This is a genomic window from Terriglobales bacterium (assembly GCA_035624455.1).
Lineage (GTDB): Bacteria > Acidobacteriota > Terriglobia > Terriglobales > Acidobacteriaceae > DASPRM01.
Genome location: DASPRM010000155.1, coordinates 1 through 17,589 on the forward strand (window position 1 = coordinate 1; position 17,589 = coordinate 17,589).

The 17,589-nt window shown below is 56.8% G+C and carries 10 protein-coding genes and 1 riboswitch; of the genes, 7 read left to right on the forward strand and 3 right to left on the reverse strand.

The window, feature by feature from the left end:
- Together VEG30_17555 and VEG30_17560 are read left to right on the forward strand one after the other, a co-directional pair.
- Positions 1 to 4,207 (forward strand): RHS repeat-associated core domain-containing protein (locus tag VEG30_17555; protein HXZ81738.1); only part of this gene is annotated, 4,207 nt, incomplete at its 5' end.
- Positions 4,208 to 4,398: 191 nt separating this feature from the next.
- Positions 4,399 to 4,602 (forward strand): hypothetical protein, encoded by a 204-nt coding sequence (locus VEG30_17560; GenBank protein HXZ81739.1) that lies wholly within the window; start codon positions 4,399 to 4,401, stop codon positions 4,600 to 4,602.
- A 715-nt stretch (positions 4,603 to 5,317) separates the two neighbouring features.
- Here the strand turns inward: VEG30_17560 and VEG30_17565 are convergent.
- Positions 5,318 to 7,048 (reverse strand): M28 family peptidase, encoded by a 1,731-nt coding sequence (locus VEG30_17565; GenBank protein HXZ81740.1) that lies wholly within the window; start codon positions 7,046 to 7,048, stop codon positions 5,318 to 5,320.
- Positions 7,049 to 7,163: 115 nt separating this feature from the next.
- On the opposite strand from VEG30_17565, the gene VEG30_17570 reads away from it, so the two are divergent.
- The 3 genes from VEG30_17570 (at position 7,164) to VEG30_17580 (ending at position 12,928) form a co-directional block, all read left to right on the forward strand.
- Positions 7,164 to 8,114, forward strand: coding sequence for a YihY/virulence factor BrkB family protein (locus tag VEG30_17570; protein ID HXZ81741.1), 951 nt, complete (start codon positions 7,164 to 7,166; stop codon positions 8,112 to 8,114).
- Between the two features lie 104 nt (positions 8,115 to 8,218).
- Entirely contained in the window at positions 8,219 to 9,271 is a 1,053-nt protein-coding gene (locus tag VEG30_17575) for a hypothetical protein (GenBank protein ID HXZ81742.1), read from the forward strand.
- A 582-nt stretch (positions 9,272 to 9,853) separates the two neighbouring features.
- Positions 9,854 to 12,928 carry an IPT/TIG domain-containing protein gene (locus tag VEG30_17580; GenBank protein HXZ81743.1) on the forward strand — a complete coding sequence of 1,025 codons (3,075 nt, stop codon included), beginning with the start codon at positions 9,854 to 9,856 and terminating at the stop codon, positions 12,926 to 12,928.
- Here the strand turns inward: VEG30_17580 and VEG30_17585 are convergent.
- Positions 12,886 to 13,722, reverse strand: coding sequence for a hypothetical protein (locus tag VEG30_17585; GenBank protein ID HXZ81744.1), 837 nt, complete (start codon positions 13,720 to 13,722; stop codon positions 12,886 to 12,888). The two genes, VEG30_17580 and VEG30_17585, sit on opposite strands and share 43 nt — an antisense overlap.
- Positions 13,723 to 14,269: 547 nt before the next feature.
- Between VEG30_17585 and VEG30_17590 the strand changes: the two genes are divergently transcribed.
- A complete protein-coding gene (locus tag VEG30_17590) occupies positions 14,270 to 14,878 on the forward strand; it encodes a superoxide dismutase (GenBank protein HXZ81745.1) in 609 nt (202 codons plus the stop codon).
- Positions 14,879 to 14,938: 60 nt separating this feature from the next.
- Here the strand turns inward: VEG30_17590 and moaA are convergent, their stop codons facing one another.
- The gene (moaA, locus tag VEG30_17595) at positions 14,939 to 15,931 is read right to left on the reverse strand and encodes a GTP 3',8-cyclase MoaA (GenBank protein ID HXZ81746.1); all 993 of its coding nucleotides are present in this window, start codon (positions 15,929 to 15,931) and stop codon (positions 14,939 to 14,941) included.
- Positions 15,932 to 15,987: 56 nt separating this feature from the next.
- Positions 15,988 to 16,143, reverse strand: a riboswitch (molybdenum cofactor riboswitch).
- 385 nt (positions 16,144 to 16,528) lie between these two features.
- On the opposite strand from moaA, the gene VEG30_17600 reads away from it, so the two are divergent.
- Entirely contained in the window at positions 16,529 to 17,569 is a 1,041-nt protein-coding gene (locus VEG30_17600) for a transglutaminase domain-containing protein (GenBank protein ID HXZ81747.1), read from the forward strand.
- Positions 17,570 to 17,589: the final 20 nt, after the last annotated feature.

Below are 17,589 nucleotides of genomic sequence, written 5' to 3' on the forward strand. Positions count from 1 at the left end.
CCAAGCCACCGGCAATGCAACCATTAATGATTCAAACGGCAATGTAATCACGGTCACAACCAACAGCGGCACCACGACTTTCACGGACACGCTGGGCACTACCGCGCTGACAGCTTCAGGTACGCCGCCTGGCAATGTTACCTACTGCTATCCCTCTCCGACCAATCCCAGCCAGCAGACTTGCTTTACTGTGACCTATTCGCAGTACACAGTGCAGACACACTTTCTCTGCTCGGGTATAAATGAGTACTCAAGTCCTTCGCCAGTGTCGTTCATCACTGGGATCACTCTTCCCGGCGGAGGGTCCTACTCCATTGGCTACGAGCAGACACCTGGATTTGGCTCGGGCTATGTAACGGGCCGAATTAACTCGATTTCCATACCTACAGGTGCCGCGATTACCTACACATACACTGGCGGGAATAACGGTGTCGAATGCGCAGACGGCAGCACTGCTGGCATAACTCGCCAAATCAATAACAATGGGTCAGTCGCAACATGGACATATACACGTTCGGGATCGACTCCCAATTGGACGACGACGGTCACCGATCCTCAGACCAACCAAACCCAAATCAATTTCAAAACTGACACGAATAATCTCAACTATTACGAAACCAGCCGCACGGTTACCGACCATACTCTTGGCCTGCTCAAAACCATCGTCACGTGCTACAACTCTTGCAACAACAATGCCCTTACCTTGCCGGTTACGGACCTCTATACATACACCGAATTCCCGAATACCAGCGGACGAACAAGTCTGGTCCACACGGCACTTGACCCGACGTACGGTCGAGTGACCGAAACCGACGAGTATGATTTCGGATCGAAAGGGAGTGGCACGCAAGGTGCTCTCCTGCGCAAAACCACCATGCAGTACGCTTCCTTAGGAGCTATTGCTGATCATCCCTCCCAAGTCACCGTCTACGACGGTAATGCGCACGTCAAAGCTCAAACGACATATAGCTATGATCAGTGGGGACCCGCCACCACAACTGGAACACCACAGCACATTTCCGTGAGCGGTCCCCGCGGAATGCTCACAACTCTTCAACGATGGACTCAAGGAAGCAACTGGATTACAGATCAGTTCTATTATTTCGACACAGGCATGCTTGACTGGCGTTGGGACCCGAATGGATCTCAAGAATACTATACGTATGGAGACTGCGGTAATTCCTTCCTGACAAATGACAGCCGCTACGGAGGCTTGCACACCTCCGCACATTGGGATTGCAATGGGGGTCTACTGCTTTGGACAAAGGATGAGAACAGTCGCCAGACCACATACACATATGGTGATGCAAACTATTGGCGTGCAACGGAAATAGATTATCCCGACGGCGGCCAGACCACTTTTACATACTACACGGCAGCCCCAGTGCCTTGGGCTGTGGTCACAACACAAAAGATCGATAGCGGGGGTCGAACACTCTCAACCACGACTCAATACGACGGCCTCGGAAGATCGATGCTGCAGTTCAGTACTGATCCTGACGCAAGTGGCGGCAACGATTACGTCGGCATAGGCTATGACAGCTTAGGGCGAGTCTCAGCGGTTTCTAACCCTTATGCCACGACAAGCGATCCGACTTATGGCACGACAGTGTATTCCTACGATTCCTTGGATCGCATCACCAAAATTACTCGACCCGACAACAACACTGTACTCTACAGCTATAGTGGCGCTGCTGTCTCCACACAGGACGAGGGCAACGGCAACATTCGTGTGCAGAGAATCTCTCAAGTCGACGGACTGGGCCGAATCACATCGGTATGCGAACTGAGCTCAAACACCTTAGTTGGAAGTAATGGCTCTCCCGGAGCGTGCGGTCAGGATATTGCGGCGACTGGATTTCTTACTTTGTATACCTACGATAGTCCCGTCAACACGATGCAGATCGCACAGCCGGGTTTAAACAATCGGTCTATCACTTATGACGGCTTGTCGCGTGTGGTTAGCGAAACAAATCCCGAGTCCGGTACAACAACGTACTTCTACGACACGGGCAGCCCGGGCGACCTTTATCAACGAGTCCGCCCGAGCCCCAATCAGAACGCGGGCTATACGCTCACGACCACGTATAGTTACGATCAATTGCATCGCCTTACGCAAATTCAATACAGCGATAACAATCCCTCTCCTCCGTACACCACTCCAGGAACAACATTTCAGTACGATCAGACCAGCATTTGGGGCGTCACTCCTCAAAACCCGCTGGGCAGACTGACCCATACCTATCGTGGATCAGGCAACAGCTGTGCTGGCAATGTCCTGAGCTATGATGCGATGGGACGCGTGGTGAATGAGTGGCAACAAACACCAACACAGTGCGGCGGTAACACCACGTGGCCGGTTTCCTACTCCTACGACTACCTTGGCAACTTACTCTCCTGGTCGAACGGTATGGGGCCAACCCTCAACAACACCTACAATACCGCCGGACGGCTGCTCACAGTCTCAAGCTCGCTCAGCGATAGCTCCCATCCCAATCCACTGCTTACAGGGGCATCAGACCATCCTTCAGGGGTGAAGTACAATCCTCTCGCTCAAGTGGTGTCGGCAAAATTCGGTGATGGGATGTCGGATACTCTCAGCTATGATTCGCGTGGGCGGCTAAGTTCAGTTCTCAATGGCAATTTGGTCTACAGTCTTGGGCTAACCTACAATCCTAACAGTACCGTAAAGGTAAGCAATGAGTCCTACAACAAGAAATGGACTTACTCCTACGACGAATTCAACCGGCTGCAGACCGCTTCCAAAACTGGACAGGGCTTTTCCTATGACTATGACCGGTATGGAAACCGCTGGCACCAGAACGTAACGGCTGGCAGCGGGTACAATATCCTATACAGCTTCGATGCCAACAACCATATCACTCCTGACAACTACGTAACCTACGACGCTGCAGGCAACGTAATCAGCGATGGCTCTAACAACTACACTTACGATGCTGAGGGTATGGTGATATCGGCGAACAACGGCAATGGCAGGTACTTCTACGATGCCTTCAATCGGCGAGTTCAAAGGATTTACGGCTCAACCTATGACTACGCCTACGATCAGCAGGGCAGAGTGATCGGAGTATCGTCCGGCGGATCGATGTACCGGGGCGAGCTTTATGCAGGCGCCTGGCACATAGGGACGTATTTCGGTACCGGCACCTACTTCAACCAGTTAGACTGGCTTGGGACCGAGCGGGTACGCGCAGATTGGACAGGAGCAGTGTATGAGTCCTGCCAGAATACGCCGTTCGGGGACGGCCAGACCTGTACGGGCGGCGAGTCGAGTCTCATCCACTTTGCCGGAATGGAAAGCGATCCCGAAACGAACGATGGCGACAGCAGCGTCAGCCATACCTGGAATCGGCAATACTCGCCGACCGAAGGCCGCTGGCTGACCGCTGATCCGGCTGCTCAGGCAGTCGCCAATCCCGGTAATCCCCAGAGCTGGAACCAATATTCGTACGTGATGAATAATCCAACCACCTTTATCGATCCGCTGGGACTTGATGGTTCCCAACCGAGCATATGGATTAACGCGTTCTGCCAGGCCGATCCGATATTCTGCGCAGCAACGCCAGCCGAGGCGTATCAACTTTGCGTGTTCATCGGTCTATGCGGCGACAACTCAAGCGGCAACACGGGAAGTGGAGGAAATGGAACTGGCAGTGCGGGGCCGACGCCATCTGCAGCTAGCAACAGTAAGCCGCCGTTGAGTGGTGAGACCAATGGGATACCGAATGGATTTCGCATTCCACGCCAGAACATCTGGAACGTGCTCTTGCCGGGGAGTATGCAATGCGACTTCGGCGTGTGCGTGCCGATTGGAAACGGCGTGCTGGGCGGGACACTATCCTCGACGTTTTCTCTTGATCCTGGGTTTCTCATGAGCTTGAGGTTGCTGTCTAACTTGATTGCCCCCTTTAAGCAGGTTACGACACAGCAGTGTAGTTGTGCCGATATGCGAAGTAGTTTGACGCATTGTGGCTACACGTGTACATGCGCTGGAGGCGAGGAATGGCCGTCAGCTGTTTGGGATAAGCTTTTTATCAGAATTGGTTGCGGAAAGTGGGCGTGCCCGATTGGTCTCGATTCCACGCTGAGCACAACCCATTGGGTACTGCCGGGTGTAGTTGATATGAGAATTAGGTCAATGCAGATCAACAGAGGTACTTGTGTTTATCCGGGGGATGTCCATTAACTGTGAGAATAGCAAGTCCTCACCCTGAGCCATAATGAGCCGAGGGGTTTATGCCCTGAGCAACCGTGCGTAGAATCGTACGGATCGTACGGAGCAACGCTGGTTGTTCTCGGATCACTCCGTCCGCATGATGGCTAACATAGCGTTGCCTTTCTGCGGTTCGGCCAAAATTTGAAGAGGGGATTATTGTCATGAGGACATCAGGATATGTGCTAGGGATGATCGGAGTCGCGATCGCACTGGCAGCGTACATCTTTCGTTTTCCGTTGCAGATCGGAATGAACGGACATTACTTTGAACCGTGGTTGTTGCTGAAGATTCTCGGGATAGTTCTGTTGCTCCTTGGGATCGTACTGGTAGTCCGTGCCTCGGGCCAGCCAACGGTTTCCCAGTGAGAACCACCACGGGATAAAGGACCAAGGGTTGATCCGAGGCTCCGATGGGAGGAAGGATTTTCAGGACCCCGTAGAGCCCCAATCGCCTCCCGCTGTCGCTCGCGATATTTCTATCTCACCTCCCACTTCCCGTGTCCGATTCCGTAACCCTTACCGTTTCACCGTTTCCACTCTTCGCTCCCATTACCGTTCCCCACGGCCATATCCGCGCCTCGCTCAGAGCCGCATTTGACGCGGCTTCGACGCATGTCATGGCGCTCGGAGCCGCATGAATACTGGCTAAGATAGAGATACGAAAACGGAGGTGTGTACATATACGCAGCACATACATACTCTCCCCCCATTCGTTTGACCGCGCTCGCAACTGGTCCGTAAACTGGTCGGCCTGGGCGGAGATTGCTGGCACTGCGGAACATGATCGCCAGCCACCGTTCGCTGCGCTCAGCATGGGGCGCCCACAGTTTGGCGACTCGATCATTCCAAAATCCGGAAACAACTCCCTCGCCGCTAAGCTGCTCGGGATTTCGCTAGTGGGCTCCCGGCCGCGGCGGACTCACGCCCGCAAGACAGCTCAACTTCGAGTCGGGCGCGGATCAGTAACCCGCGCCCTCCCTCAGGATGACAGGGTGGGAGTGTGCTAGTGGAGGCAAACCCTCAGGTACAGGCACTCTCAGAGGAGAACCGGCGCGGACAGGAGTGTCCGCGCCACACGAACTTACTTGGTCGCTCCTGCGTTGGTGCGGTCCGGTTCCTCGGCGATCGCCTTCAGGCTGGCTTTGCGTGCTGTGTCAAACTCGTCGCCGGGTACCCAGGCAGTCAGTTCAGGAGCGGAAGCCGCCTTCCATCCCAGTTCAAAGCCGAAGCGCGTGATTTCAGCCAGGCCGGTGAAGTCCCAGTCGGCGTGGTATTCGTCGCTGGGCTGATGATAGTCGCGATCGGTGTAATCCTTCTCCAACTGGAAGCCATAGTCGATGGGATGGCCTTTGAACTTCATGCCTTCATTAATCGAGAAGGAGGGGACACCCACGCGGGCGAAGCTGAAATGATCGGAGCGATAGTAGTGGCCTGCGCCGGGATTGGAGTCGGGCTTGATTTCCAGGCCGAACTCTTTTGCCGTGGCTTTCACTACCGGATAAAAAGTGGTGCGCTCGGCGCCGCTGACATCCACGTCCTCGGGAATGCCGCGTGGCGCAACCCCATCGAAGTTCAGACCCAGCGCAATGTCACCTGCCGGAACAGGAGGCTTGCGTCCCAGAAATTCAGAGCCGCGCAAACCCTGCTCTTCGGCGGTGACAGCAGCAAAAAGGATGGAGCGTTTTGGAGGCTGGGAAGCGCTGGCGAAGGCGTGAGCCAGTTCCAGGAGAATTCCGCAGCCGGTACCGTTATCGATGGCGCCATTGTAGATGTTGTCTCCGGGCTGGCCGGGATGGATTCCCAGATGATCGTAATGGGCACTGTAGATCACGGCCTGCTGCTTGAACTTCGGATCGGAGCCGGGGAGCATCGCGACCACGTTGCTGGATTCAAATGGGCGAATCTTGCTGGTGATGTTGGACTCCACACGAACCGGCAGGGGGACGGGGCGGAAATCGCGCGAGCGGGCTTGCTCGATCAACGTGTCCAGGTCCTTTCCGACTGAGGACAGAAGATTCCTGGTGACATCCAGTTGCATCCAGGCCGCAAGCTTCAGCTTGGGATCGCTGTCGGAGCGCAGATAGGAGCGCTCACCTCCCCAGGAGTTTCTTACTACGTCCCAGCCATAGCTGGCCATGTCGGTTTTGTGGATGATGATCGCGCCCACCGCGCCTTTGCGCGCAGCTTCCTCGTACTTGTAGGTCCAGCGGCCGTAGTAGGTGAGTGCCTTGCCTTTGAAGAAGTTGGGATCGTCGGAAGGAGGCTCATTGACCAGCACGAGCAGCACTTTGCCGGCTACGCTCACGTCCTTGAAGTCGTTCCAGTTGTACTCCGGCGCCTCGATGCCATAGCCAACGAACACTAGGTCGGAATCAATTTTGGAAGCGGTGTTCTGGGTTTCATCCATGGCGACGATGTCATCGCCCTGGCGGAGGGCTACGGGCTTGCCGCCGCCGGGAGTCAGGGTCACGGTGCTGGTCGGTTCAGTGGCGATGCCGACCATGGGTACTTTCTGGAAGTAGGTTCCGTTATCTCCCGCTGGTTTCAGACCGAACAGGGCAAATTCCGTCGCGATGTAGTCGGCGGCGATGTCTCCGCCGCGCTGGCCGGTACCGCGTCCCTCGAGCAAATCGCTGGAAAGAAACTTCACGTGAGCACGGATGCGCTCCGGATTGATCAGCTTCATCGCTGCTTGCGCCGAGGCAGGGAGCGATTGCGCAGAATCGACTGGCTTTTTGACGCTGGGCCGGGATGCTCCAAGCGCGAGAATAGAAAGAAGCAGAGAAGCAGATATGAAGGCGGATCTACGCATCTAAGTTCTCCAGCTGCAGGAATGAAAGCCATTATTGTACGCTGTACCGAGGGGTCCCGCTTGCCCTGACCGAAGGTCATCGGACACGCCTGCCGGGCTCTGCTAGAGTTTCATCATGGCTTCAGTAGTCGAAGGTTCGGGCACCGCCAAACCTTCTCCACCAGGAAGAGGCGTTGCCCCAGTGCGCGGTGCAGTGAGCCCGGTTACGGGCAAGCCGGTGGTGATCCATCGCTCCTGGATGCATGCCGTGCTGTACGGCTTGCGGCGGCAAGCCTGGCCGCTGCTAACCTATCTTGCCCAAACCGATGTGCACACGTTCGCATTTTCCGTCGCCTGCAACGCCATACTTTCCTTTTTCCCGTTTGTCGTACTGATGCTGACCGTCAGCCGCAGGGTGTTTCACTCGCAGGCGATGGTGGACGTGATCATTAACCTGCTGCGAGATTACGTGCCTACCGGCCAGGATTTTGTGATCCGCAACGTAAAGGCACTGGCGAATGCGCGAAGCAACGTGCAGGTGTTTTCGCTGTTCATCCTGCTGTTCACCTCCACTGGAGTTTTTCTGCCATTGGAAGTGGCGCTGAACCGGGTATGGGATTTTCGCAAGAACCGATCCTACCTGGGAAATCAGGTAATGGCGCTCGGGCTCGCCTTTTGTTCCGGCTGCCTGGCGCTGCTCTCCATCGCCGCCACCGCTACCAACCAGGTCTGGCTGCGCTATCTGTTTCTTGGTGACGTCAATCTGTTCTCGCGCACCGTGGGCTACGTAGTCATGAAAGTGTGCGCGGTGATCGCCAGCATTGCGATTTTCTTCCTTATCTATTGGCTGCTGCCTAACGGAAAAGTCCCGGCTCGCGCGGTTATGCCCGCGGCCGTAATTGCCGGTTTGCTGCTGGAACTGGCGAAATACGCTTACGTCCTCTCGCTGCCCCGGCTCAACTTCCAGGAGATCTATGGCCCCTTCTCGATTTCCGTGACGCTGATTTTCTGGGCTTTTCTGGCGGGGTTGATTCTGCTGACCGGAGCCCGGCTGTCAGCAGTGGGCAGGATCGCGGAAAACCAGTAGCACGCCTTAGCAGACTCCGGATTTCGTAACAAAACTCAGATTCTCTTGCACATCGCAAATGCTTGGTGTTCCATTGTCGCACCGGGAAACAGAAGGGCACCGCCATGAAGATCTGGGAGTTGTTTCTCATTGGGTTTTGCGCTCTTCCATTCATTGGCCAGGCACAAAACGACAAGTCCAGCATGGGGCCGACTTCGCCCTCCGCAGACGGTAGCCGCGATTTCCGAATTACATCCAGCGTCAGGGTTCCCCTTAGGGGCGCGCTGTTCGGCAGGGCCAAGTGCGACGGCGAAGAAGATATTTATCTTCGTCTGATCGATGCGGAAGCTTCAGAAAAACACCAGGACTATTTAACTCTGCCAATTCGAAAACTCAGGCCAGATGGAACGATAGCAGGTTCGTTCAGTGTTACAGGTGTTTCTCCACGCCTGGGACTCATGGACTTTTTTGTTACGCACAATGGAGGAATTTTCGGTGTGGGCCACGGCGACCCGCCCGTTTACGTCGTTTCATTTTCCGAGGGTTCATCTCCACCAAAGGTGGTGAGACTTGAAACCGATCACTTCGTCCCCTACCAGATTGCAGTTTTCAAAACGGGTGAGTTTCTGGTCAGCGGCATACATGGGCCGCACAATCGGACTCCTTACACCGCTGTTTTTGACGCGAGTGGAAAGCCCATTAAGACCATCTACGAGCCCGAGGACGAGGACGCCAGGAAGAGGGCGGAAGCGGGCGAACCTGGCTTCAGGCCTGACTACATGGTCTTCGGCAACCTCTTCGTGGTTCGTGGTGATGTGGTTCTGGGTTCCGATGGGAACGCATACCTCTTGAGGGCGGGTTCTACAGCATTGATTTATGTGATTTCTTCTACAGGCCAAGTTCTGCGAAAGCTGAGTGTCGAGGCACCCAGCTCCGGGCTCACGGCGGAAAGGTTGCAATCCCTATCGGGAAGGTTGGCCATCGCTTTTCTTCAGAAGGGTATGAACCAAGGCGTGATCCAAGTCGTTGACTACCAGGGACGGTCAATTGCCACCATCCCCAATGAGGACCCGCGGACGTATCCTGGACATATGGCATGCTTCGGGTCACAAGGCTTCGCCTTCCTGCAGACGGACGACGACAAAGGCCTCCACATCAATAGAACGTTACCCCAGTAAGCGCTCGACCTGTGCACTGTCGGCTGAAGTGATTCTGCTGACCGGCGCCCCGTTTCTCAATCTTCGGCAGGATCGCGGAAAACCAGTAGCACGCTGGTGATCGGATTGCAGAACAGTTCAGTGCGGGAACACTGCTGATCGAAATTCCCTCCATTTGTGCGTTCGTTCACTGAGCCTCTTCCAACGCGTCCCTAAAATCGCGACTCATCTGCGTTGCGTGGTTTTCGGAAAAATGGCTGTATTTCGATACTGGCGCAAACTGATTCCTCCTGTGCTGTGGACCGTGCCAGATGTACCCGGCCCTTGTAGTAAATCCGGGACCGCCCTGGACAGCAAAGCAGAAGTGGGGCTGGCTGGGCGGTTCCGGTCCATGGAAATCCGGACCTGGGCGGCGGTCGAAAATGTGCAGGCGGAAACATGCTGGATGGGAAAAGGAGAGAGGTTCAATAGATCGGATTCGGCGAGTGGTTTCGATGCGGTGACGAGGTCGCTAGCGCCGGGCGACGGCCCGGCAGGCGCCAGCGGTGCGGGCTCCATAGATGCGCGCCAACTCCTGCGGAAAGCCCCAGCGGCGGCTGAAAAATGAAGCCATGTGGTGGGTGGGGGATTTCATCCGCGAGTGAGGGCTGCGCTCTAGGGAGCCGCTGGCGCCTGGGCGCAGGGTTTCTGTTACTGCTTCTCTTCTTCTTGTTCTTCCCCGACTTTCTTGAAGCCGGCGGGCCCGCAAATGTAGCGGGCGTGAGCTGGTTCCAGCCGGGCGTGGCAGGGACTCCGATCCTCTGGACAGGAGAAACCGTTACTTACTACACCGATCGCGGCGATTTGAGCGCATATCTCAAGGAGGCTGATGCCGACGCGCTGGTCGCCTATGCGTTTTCCAAGTGGACAGCGATTCCAACGGTGGCTTTAACAGCGACTCGTGGCGGCCAGTTGGATGAGGACGTTAACGGCTCGAATGTGATCAACAACAGCGGTCAGATCATCGTGCCGGCCGACGTTCAGTCGAATTCGAACAAACCGTTGGCCATCATCTATGACCGCGATGGAAGTGTCACCAATGCGCTGCTGGGCGCAGGTGCCGGCGCGCCAGAAATGTGCACGTCGAATTCGGTTTATGGCGGTGTGGATCGTTTCACCACTGACGCACATGTCGGCCATGCCCTGGTGGTGATCAACGGAAACTGCGCTGGAGGCTCATCTGCAATCGCGCCGCTGCACTACAAACTGGTGCGCGTGCTGGGGCAGATCCTGGGGCTGGGCTGGTCGCAGCTAAACGACAATGTGGGGGCAGGAAGCCCTCCACCGCGAGCCGACGACTATGCCGGCTTTCCCCTGATGCACCCCATGGGCTGGTTCTGGATTTGCGATCAGGGGTTCAGCTGCAATGCCAACGCCGATGAGCCCCACCAGGATGATCTCGCAGCGCTATCGCGTCTCTATCCCGTAACCACGGCCAACATCGCGAGCCTCCCAGCGGGAAAAACACTGTTTCATGAGAACACCGCTCGCATTCATGGCGTGGTTCGCTTTCCGCCGTGGAACGGCGCTCCCGGCCAAGGGATGGAAGGCGTGAATGTGGTGGCGCGCAGGGTCGATCCCGCGACCGGACTGCCTTCGCGTAAATATGCGGCTTCGTCGGTCTCCGGATTTCTTTATCGCGGTAACGTGGGAAATCCGGTGACCGGATTTCTGACTGCCAACGGCGACCGACTGGACCGCTTCGGTTCGAACGACCTCGCGCTCGAGGGATTTTACGATCTCTCCGGCCTGGAATTGCCCGATGGCGCGAGCACCGCGAATTTTCAGCTCACGGTGGAAGCGATCAATCCTCTATACACGGACAGTGTGGCGGTGGGGCCTTACACCACCGTTGGCGTCTCCCCATCGGGTTCCACGATTCCCATCAGCGTAACCGTCAACCGCGGCGGCGATGTGCAGCAAGACATCATCATGCAGGGCTCGGCAAACCAGCCTCAGGATGATCATCAACCGCATACCTTCGCGCAGCCATATCCAGCGCCCGCCAGTGGAGACTGGACCGGGATCATCTCTCCTTATGGAGACGTGCACTATTACTCGATCCTCGGACATCCCAATTACTCCTTCACGCTGCTGATCACGGCTCTCGATGAGCAAGGAGCGCCAACGACCGCGAAATTGCTTCCCGTGCTGGGAGTGTGGCCGCCGGGCAGCGACGAGGGTTCGGCACCCGCAGCCTGGGAGAACTACTTCAACACGACGAAGACCGGCACCTCGAAAATCGAGGCTGAATTCCTGGGTGAGGGTAACTACAAAATCGGGATTGCCGACTATCGCGGGGATGGCCGTCCGGACTTTCACTACCAGGCCCGGCTGCTATATGGCGAGAGCGTGACGCCGGCGCGGGCCAGTACTGCCGGCGGGACAGTGGTGTCGATTCACGGCATTGGATTCGCTGCCAATACAGTCCTGAAAATCGCGGGCGTGAACGCGAAAATCGTGAGCGTGGCCGCGGACCAAATCGTCGCCGAAGCGCCCTCTGCCTCTGATGGCGCGCAGACGATCGAGTTGCAGGATCCGGCTACGGGCGCGATCGCGGATATGAATGGTGCGCTGCTTTATGGTGCGGCAGGTGGCAAGCTCATCCTCGTATCGGGATCGAATCCCCAGGTTCCGGTGGGAACGCAGGCGCCGAATCCCATTCGGGTGCGCGTGACCGAGCAGGATGGGGTAACGCCGATTTCTGGGGCGCAAGTCCTGTTTGTGGGAGCGGCCGGGGCCTTGAGTTTCGTCGAGTGCGGCCTGGCTTCGTGCCTGATGACGACCGACGCGAATGGCGAAACCGCGGTGCACGTGATCGTCAAGGCGGTAGGAGCTTCGATCATTACGGCATCACTGACCGGGGGAAACTCGGTCTCCACGACGGTAAATGGCATCGCGTCGAGCCTGGATATTTCCCTTCCCGCGCCGACGGCCTGGGTAGCAAAGGATGCGGGCGCCACGCTCACCCTGTCGGCGGTCGTGGTTTCCAATGGCAACCCGGCAAGCGGAAAGACAGTGGACTTTGCCGTGATGGTGGGATCGGCCTCGCTTGCCGCCGCCAGTGCGGTGACTGGAGCTGATGGAACTGCAAGCACGCAGGTCACCGTCAGTCAATTGGCCAGTGATGTGATCATCAGTGCCTGTGTTGGACCCAACGACGCTCCCTGTCGCAATTTCACAGTTCATCCCGTTGCCGTCTCGGCGCTGCAACTCCAGAAAGTGAGTGGCGACGGGCAGACCATCCTGCTGGGAGACAACTTTCTGCCAGTCGCCGTACAGGTCACCGACACATCGTCTCCCCCCAATCCAGTCGCAGGAACGGTGGTGAAGTTCCGCGTCGATGTGCAACGAATGGATGACGGGCGCGAACCTCGTACCCTCGGCGAACTGATCGTGCGGCGTCACCCCAAGATCTCAATTTTGGCCAGCACGGACGCGGTTGCAAGCGCCGATGCCAACGGCATCGCAACCTACACGGCATCTTATCCGCAGCAGCATGGAAGGGTGAAGGCGCTGGTGCGTGCCACAGTAGGCAGCGGAGTTCAGGACTTCACGCTGTACGCGATCTGGGCGGGTGTATCGGGGGGCAGTGCTCAAGCCGTAGTGCGCGCGGATAGAAGAGCGGATCGGGAGTAGCCGAACTCCCAAGGCTGGTGCTGATCGCGGTCGGAGCGTAGCCGCTGTATTAGCTTGTTGCATTCGTCTGCGATCTCATTGAGACCGCTAGGATCGTTCAATTGGGGAAGAGATCGCCAAAAATCACGGAGCTCTGTTGCCGTTTCCAGCGCTGGCGGGTAGCGAGTCTCCTGGAGGCCCAAAATGAGCTGATACGTTTGTGAGTAGCGCTCACGCAGTGGTGCGTGAATTCTCGCATCTTCATTCCACCAACCTTGCGAGAGGGAAGGGCCTGTAGATTTCCAGAATGCCAAGTCCTGTCGAAGACGACGGTTTAATTCCTCGCCAACCGTGCGACCTCCTGCCAGGACAAGCGCTTTGACTAACTCAGAGGCTTCGTCGGCGTAAGCAGGATCGTCTAACATCTCGCGAATTGCACTTACTGCAGCAGGCCCGGATTGGCCCAGTTGCTCGAGCGCGAACTGCTGCACAGGCAATATTTGTGAATTCACATAGGGTTTCAGCCTGCCCGCGCGCTCACTGCCATCTTTAAAGGAGAGGGCTGCCTTCATGTCTTCCTGAATAGCTGCGATTTCTTCGACTCGCTTCCGTATTGTTGCCTCGGAGCCCGGCAACTCGGAAAGAACGCTGGGCCCAGGGTTTATTGGTTGAGTGAATCTATAAAGATGGTCGCCATCAATCCATACAACTGAGGCTTTGATATCGCCTATGATGTCGGGGGATTTCCACTCCGCCCTAGCCGTTCCGTCGGCATTAGCCTGTTCACCTGCGGCGGTCTTCAGAAAAAGAATCATGCGTGAGCCTGGGGGCTGCCTCGGGATCATCTCGGAGACGCCAACACCACCGGGCCACGATTTTGGATATCGGGAAATCGGAAGAGCATTACGTGCCGGCTGCAGTTCCGGAACAAGCAGCTGTTCTCCAACCCTCAAATCGCCTTTCCACGACTCAATGACCTCAAAAACATTATCAGCGGGTGTGGTAGTGACCAGAACAATGTGGGTCGCGTGCCAGGATGAGTAGTCGAGAATGAACTTCGGGCGAATTGCTGAAAAGCCAGGACGTGCTAAGGCACACACCAAAGCTAGAGACCAGCATGCTGCTCGCATGAATCGATAATGCTATCACTGCATGACTCGGGTCATTCTTTGCCTTCTGAAGGCTTGCGCATTTACACTCGTGCACCTTGGACTGCGGAGTGCACCTACACAGATGTGCCGGCGGTCTTTTTTGCATCGCGTTCCCCCGGTTTGCATCTCACAACCGTTGCATCGGCAAACGACTAATCCGTATCGGGTCATTATCAAAAACACTGGTTGACTTCACATCCTGGAGGAAGAGATGGCACTGGAAGTTCCCCCCCTGCCTTATGCCTACAACGCGCTCGAACCCTACATAGACGAACAAACCATGCACCTGCACCACGACAAGCACCACCAGGCTTACGTCGACAACGCCAACGCGGCGATCGCCAAGCATGCTGACCTCGGGAAGAAGTCGGCGGAGGACATCCTGAAGAACATCAACAGCATTCCCGAGGATGTGCGTACGGCTCTGCGTAACAATGCCGGTGGTCACCTGAACCACAGCATGTTCTGGAAGATCATGAAGCCGCAGGGCGGCGACAATCCCACCGGCAAAATCGCTGACGTGATCAAAGATCTCGGCGGCTTCGACGCTTTCAAGGAGAAGTTCAACGATGCCGGCGTAAAGCGCTTTGGCAGCGGCTGGGCGTGGCTGGTGGTGAAGGGCGGCAAGTACGACATTATCAGCACCGCGAACCAGGACAGCCCGCTGATGGATGGCGCCTATCCCATCATGGGCAATGATGTCTGGGAACACGCCTACTATCTGAAATACCAGAACCGCCGCGCAGAGTATCTGAAGGCGTGGTGGAACGTGGTGAACTGGGACGAGATCAACAAGCGACTGGAAGCAGCGCCGCGTTAGCACGAGCCTACGCAACTACCCCACCCTAGCCAAAGAACGGCTAGAGTGGGGCACCCTCAGTTACCCGCCGATGTGCACCATGGTCCGTGAGGCAGGAACGAAGTCTGGCTCGCCGATGTGATGACGCTCCTCTTTCTTCATCACCACTCTTTGCAGAAATGCTCTCAGGTCACCGTCGCTTGCTCCCCGACGAATCAACTGCACGACATCATGCTCAAAAACTGAGAACAAACAGGTGCGAATCTTGCCGTCGGAAGTCAGGCGGATGCGGCTGCAATGGCCGCAGAAGGGATGGGTCACAGGAGCGATGATTCCAATCTCGCCGGCGCCGTCGTCGAATACATAGCGCCGGGCAGTTTCGCTTCTGCCGTGCGGAATTTCGCGGATAGGACGAAAGCTCGCGAGCGTCGCCACGATCTCGTCCAGCCCAACCACGACCTCGGGAGACCAAACCCGGTCTTCCTCCAGGGGCATGAACTCAATGAAGCGCAGGATCACGCCTTCGTCGCGCGCGAACTTGGCGAAGGGAACGATCTGGTCTTCGTTGAAGCCGCGCAGGAGCACGCAATTCACCTTCACCGGATCCAGCCCCGCGCGCTGCGCTGCGCGGACTCCCGCAAGCACCGCATGGTAGCTGTGGGGCACGCGGGTGATGCGGGCGAACTTCTCGGGATCGACGGCGTCCATGCTGACGGTGACGCGGCCGAGGCCTGCATCTTTCAGCGGTGCAGCCATTTCTGCCAAAAGGTGCCCGTTGGTGGTGATGGCCAGGTCGAGCCGGTTTCCGTCCAGCGATCGCAGCTGGGACAGATCACGGATGAAGTCCACTACGCCTTTCCGCAGCAGCGGCTCGCCACCGGTAATACGGACCTTCTCGATCCCCAGGCTGACCAGGACATGAGCGATGCGGAAATAATCGGAGAACGGGAGCTCGGAAAATTGCGCGCCATTATTGCCGGTACGGCAATAAACACACTTGTAATTACAGCGATCGGTGATGGCGATTCGCAGATCGGTAATCTGGCGCCCGAATTTGTCGTAGAGGCGTTCCACGGGTCTCTCGAGCTCGGAGTTCGTTTGGAAAGGAGTGCGCCAAGGCGCGCTACGGAAGCACCGGAAGGCGGTTTCCTTTCCAAACGGGAGGCGCCGGCGTTTCCACCTGCACCCTCGGCCCAGGTCGCGAGTTTATCGCTCTAATGTCCGGGCACCGCCGCCTGAGCCATGGGTATGCCGGAAGGCCCCGGCGGTCGGAAACACAATCACCATTATAGATTCGGAGGGGGGCGGAAGGAGTCAGTTAGTTTTGGTGAAAGGCCACGACTCCCAGCCTCCGCCAAAAGACGCCGGAGGGGCGGGGCAACCGCTTTTCTTCTTTTCATTGCTTGACTGGGCCGTGTGCGTCACAACGGGCAGCTGGCTCACCCTTCCGCCCGCTTTTGGCGAAGGCTAGGATATGGGAAATTCCTCAGAATTCTTGTATTCCATTAGCCATTGGTGCATCCTTATCCCCGTGCGTTTCTCCGATCGCACTCGCGCCCGCTACTCGATGAAGCGTGGCTTCACCTGAAGCTAGCTTTTCCCAACGCCGGTCGGCCGTCCCGTTCCCTCAATCTCTAATGCAGGCTTCCTTAGGCAATTCAGGAGAAGATTATGTTCCGTCGAGCACTGTGGTTGGCCAGTCTGCTTGCCTGTGCGACCCTGGCGCAGGCACAAAATTCGCGTCACTTCACATTTCGCTACGAGTTCTCCGTAAAGTCGCCCGATCCCGGCAAGCCGCTCAGGATCTGGTTCCCTATGGCCCACTCCGATGAGTGGCAGGATGTGCGGGTGGTTTCTGCAACCGGTGATCTTCCGTTGACCAAGGCTCGTGAGCAGAAGTATGGCAACTGGGTGTACTTTGCTTCCACCAACAAAGCGGACAAGCCGGAATACAGATTCTCCGTCGTATACGACGTCGTGCGGCGCGAGCGCATAGGCCTGACGGATGCGGAGCGGGCCGCTTCGGAGGAGAAGTCAAGCCCAGGATCAACTTCCGGTGCAATGCTGCGGGAAGCATCGTTGCGCGACCCCAAGCTGGCGCCCTATTTGAATGCTGACAAGCTGGTGCCTACCACCGGGCTTCCCGCAGAGATTGCGGCTAAGCAGGTCGAAGGACGTAGCGGCGACCTTCAGAAGACGCGAGCGCTATACGACTACGTCCTGGCGACCATGCGCTACGACAAGACCGGCACCGGGTGGGGCCGCGGCGACACGCTGTGGGCTTGCGATTCCAAGCGTGGCAACTGCACCGACTTCCATTCTCTGTTCATGTCCATGGCGCGCTCGCAGGGGATTCCCGCGCGCTTCGAGATGGGCTTTAGTATCCCGGTTGGAAAAACCGAAGGCGAAATCACCGGCTATCACTGCTGGTCGGACTTCTATCTCGCGGGCAAAGGCTGGATTCCGGTCGATATATCCGAAGCTTGGAAGAACAAGGACAAAGCAGAATATTTTTTTGGCGCTCACGACGATAATCGGGTGGCGTTCAGCATGGGCCGCGACCTGGTGCTGAATCCGCCGCAGGCAGGCGATCCGCGAAATTACTTTGTTTATCCCTACGTCGAGGACGATGCCAAGCAATATGAGAACGTCTCGACCCACTTCTCGTTTGTTGAGGTAGGCCAAAGCGGAGCGAAGGCGAGCGGCAGGTGAGCCGAACGCCGTAGCTACAA

Excerpts from the sequence above, each read along its gene's own strand:
- VEG30_17590 (HXZ81745.1), top strand. The coding sequence starts at position 14,270 with ATGGCACTGGAAGTTCCCCCCCTGCCTTATGCCTACAACGCGCTCGAA.
- VEG30_17560 (HXZ81739.1), top strand. The coding sequence starts at position 4,399 with ATGAGGACATCAGGATATGTGCTAGGGATGATCGGAGTCGCGATCGCA.
- VEG30_17585 (HXZ81744.1), bottom strand. The coding sequence starts at position 13,722 with ATGATTCTTTTTCTGAAGACCGCCGCAGGTGAACAGGCTAATGCCGAC.
- VEG30_17565 (HXZ81740.1), bottom strand. The coding sequence starts at position 7,048 with ATGCGTAGATCCGCCTTCATATCTGCTTCTCTGCTTCTTTCTATTCTC.
- VEG30_17570 (HXZ81741.1), top strand. The coding sequence starts at position 7,164 with ATGGCTTCAGTAGTCGAAGGTTCGGGCACCGCCAAACCTTCTCCACCA.
- VEG30_17600 (HXZ81747.1), top strand. The coding sequence starts at position 16,529 with ATGTTCCGTCGAGCACTGTGGTTGGCCAGTCTGCTTGCCTGTGCGACC.
- VEG30_17575 (HXZ81742.1), top strand. The coding sequence starts at position 8,219 with ATGAAGATCTGGGAGTTGTTTCTCATTGGGTTTTGCGCTCTTCCATTC.
- VEG30_17580 (HXZ81743.1), top strand. The coding sequence starts at position 9,854 with ATGAAGCCATGTGGTGGGTGGGGGATTTCATCCGCGAGTGAGGGCTGC.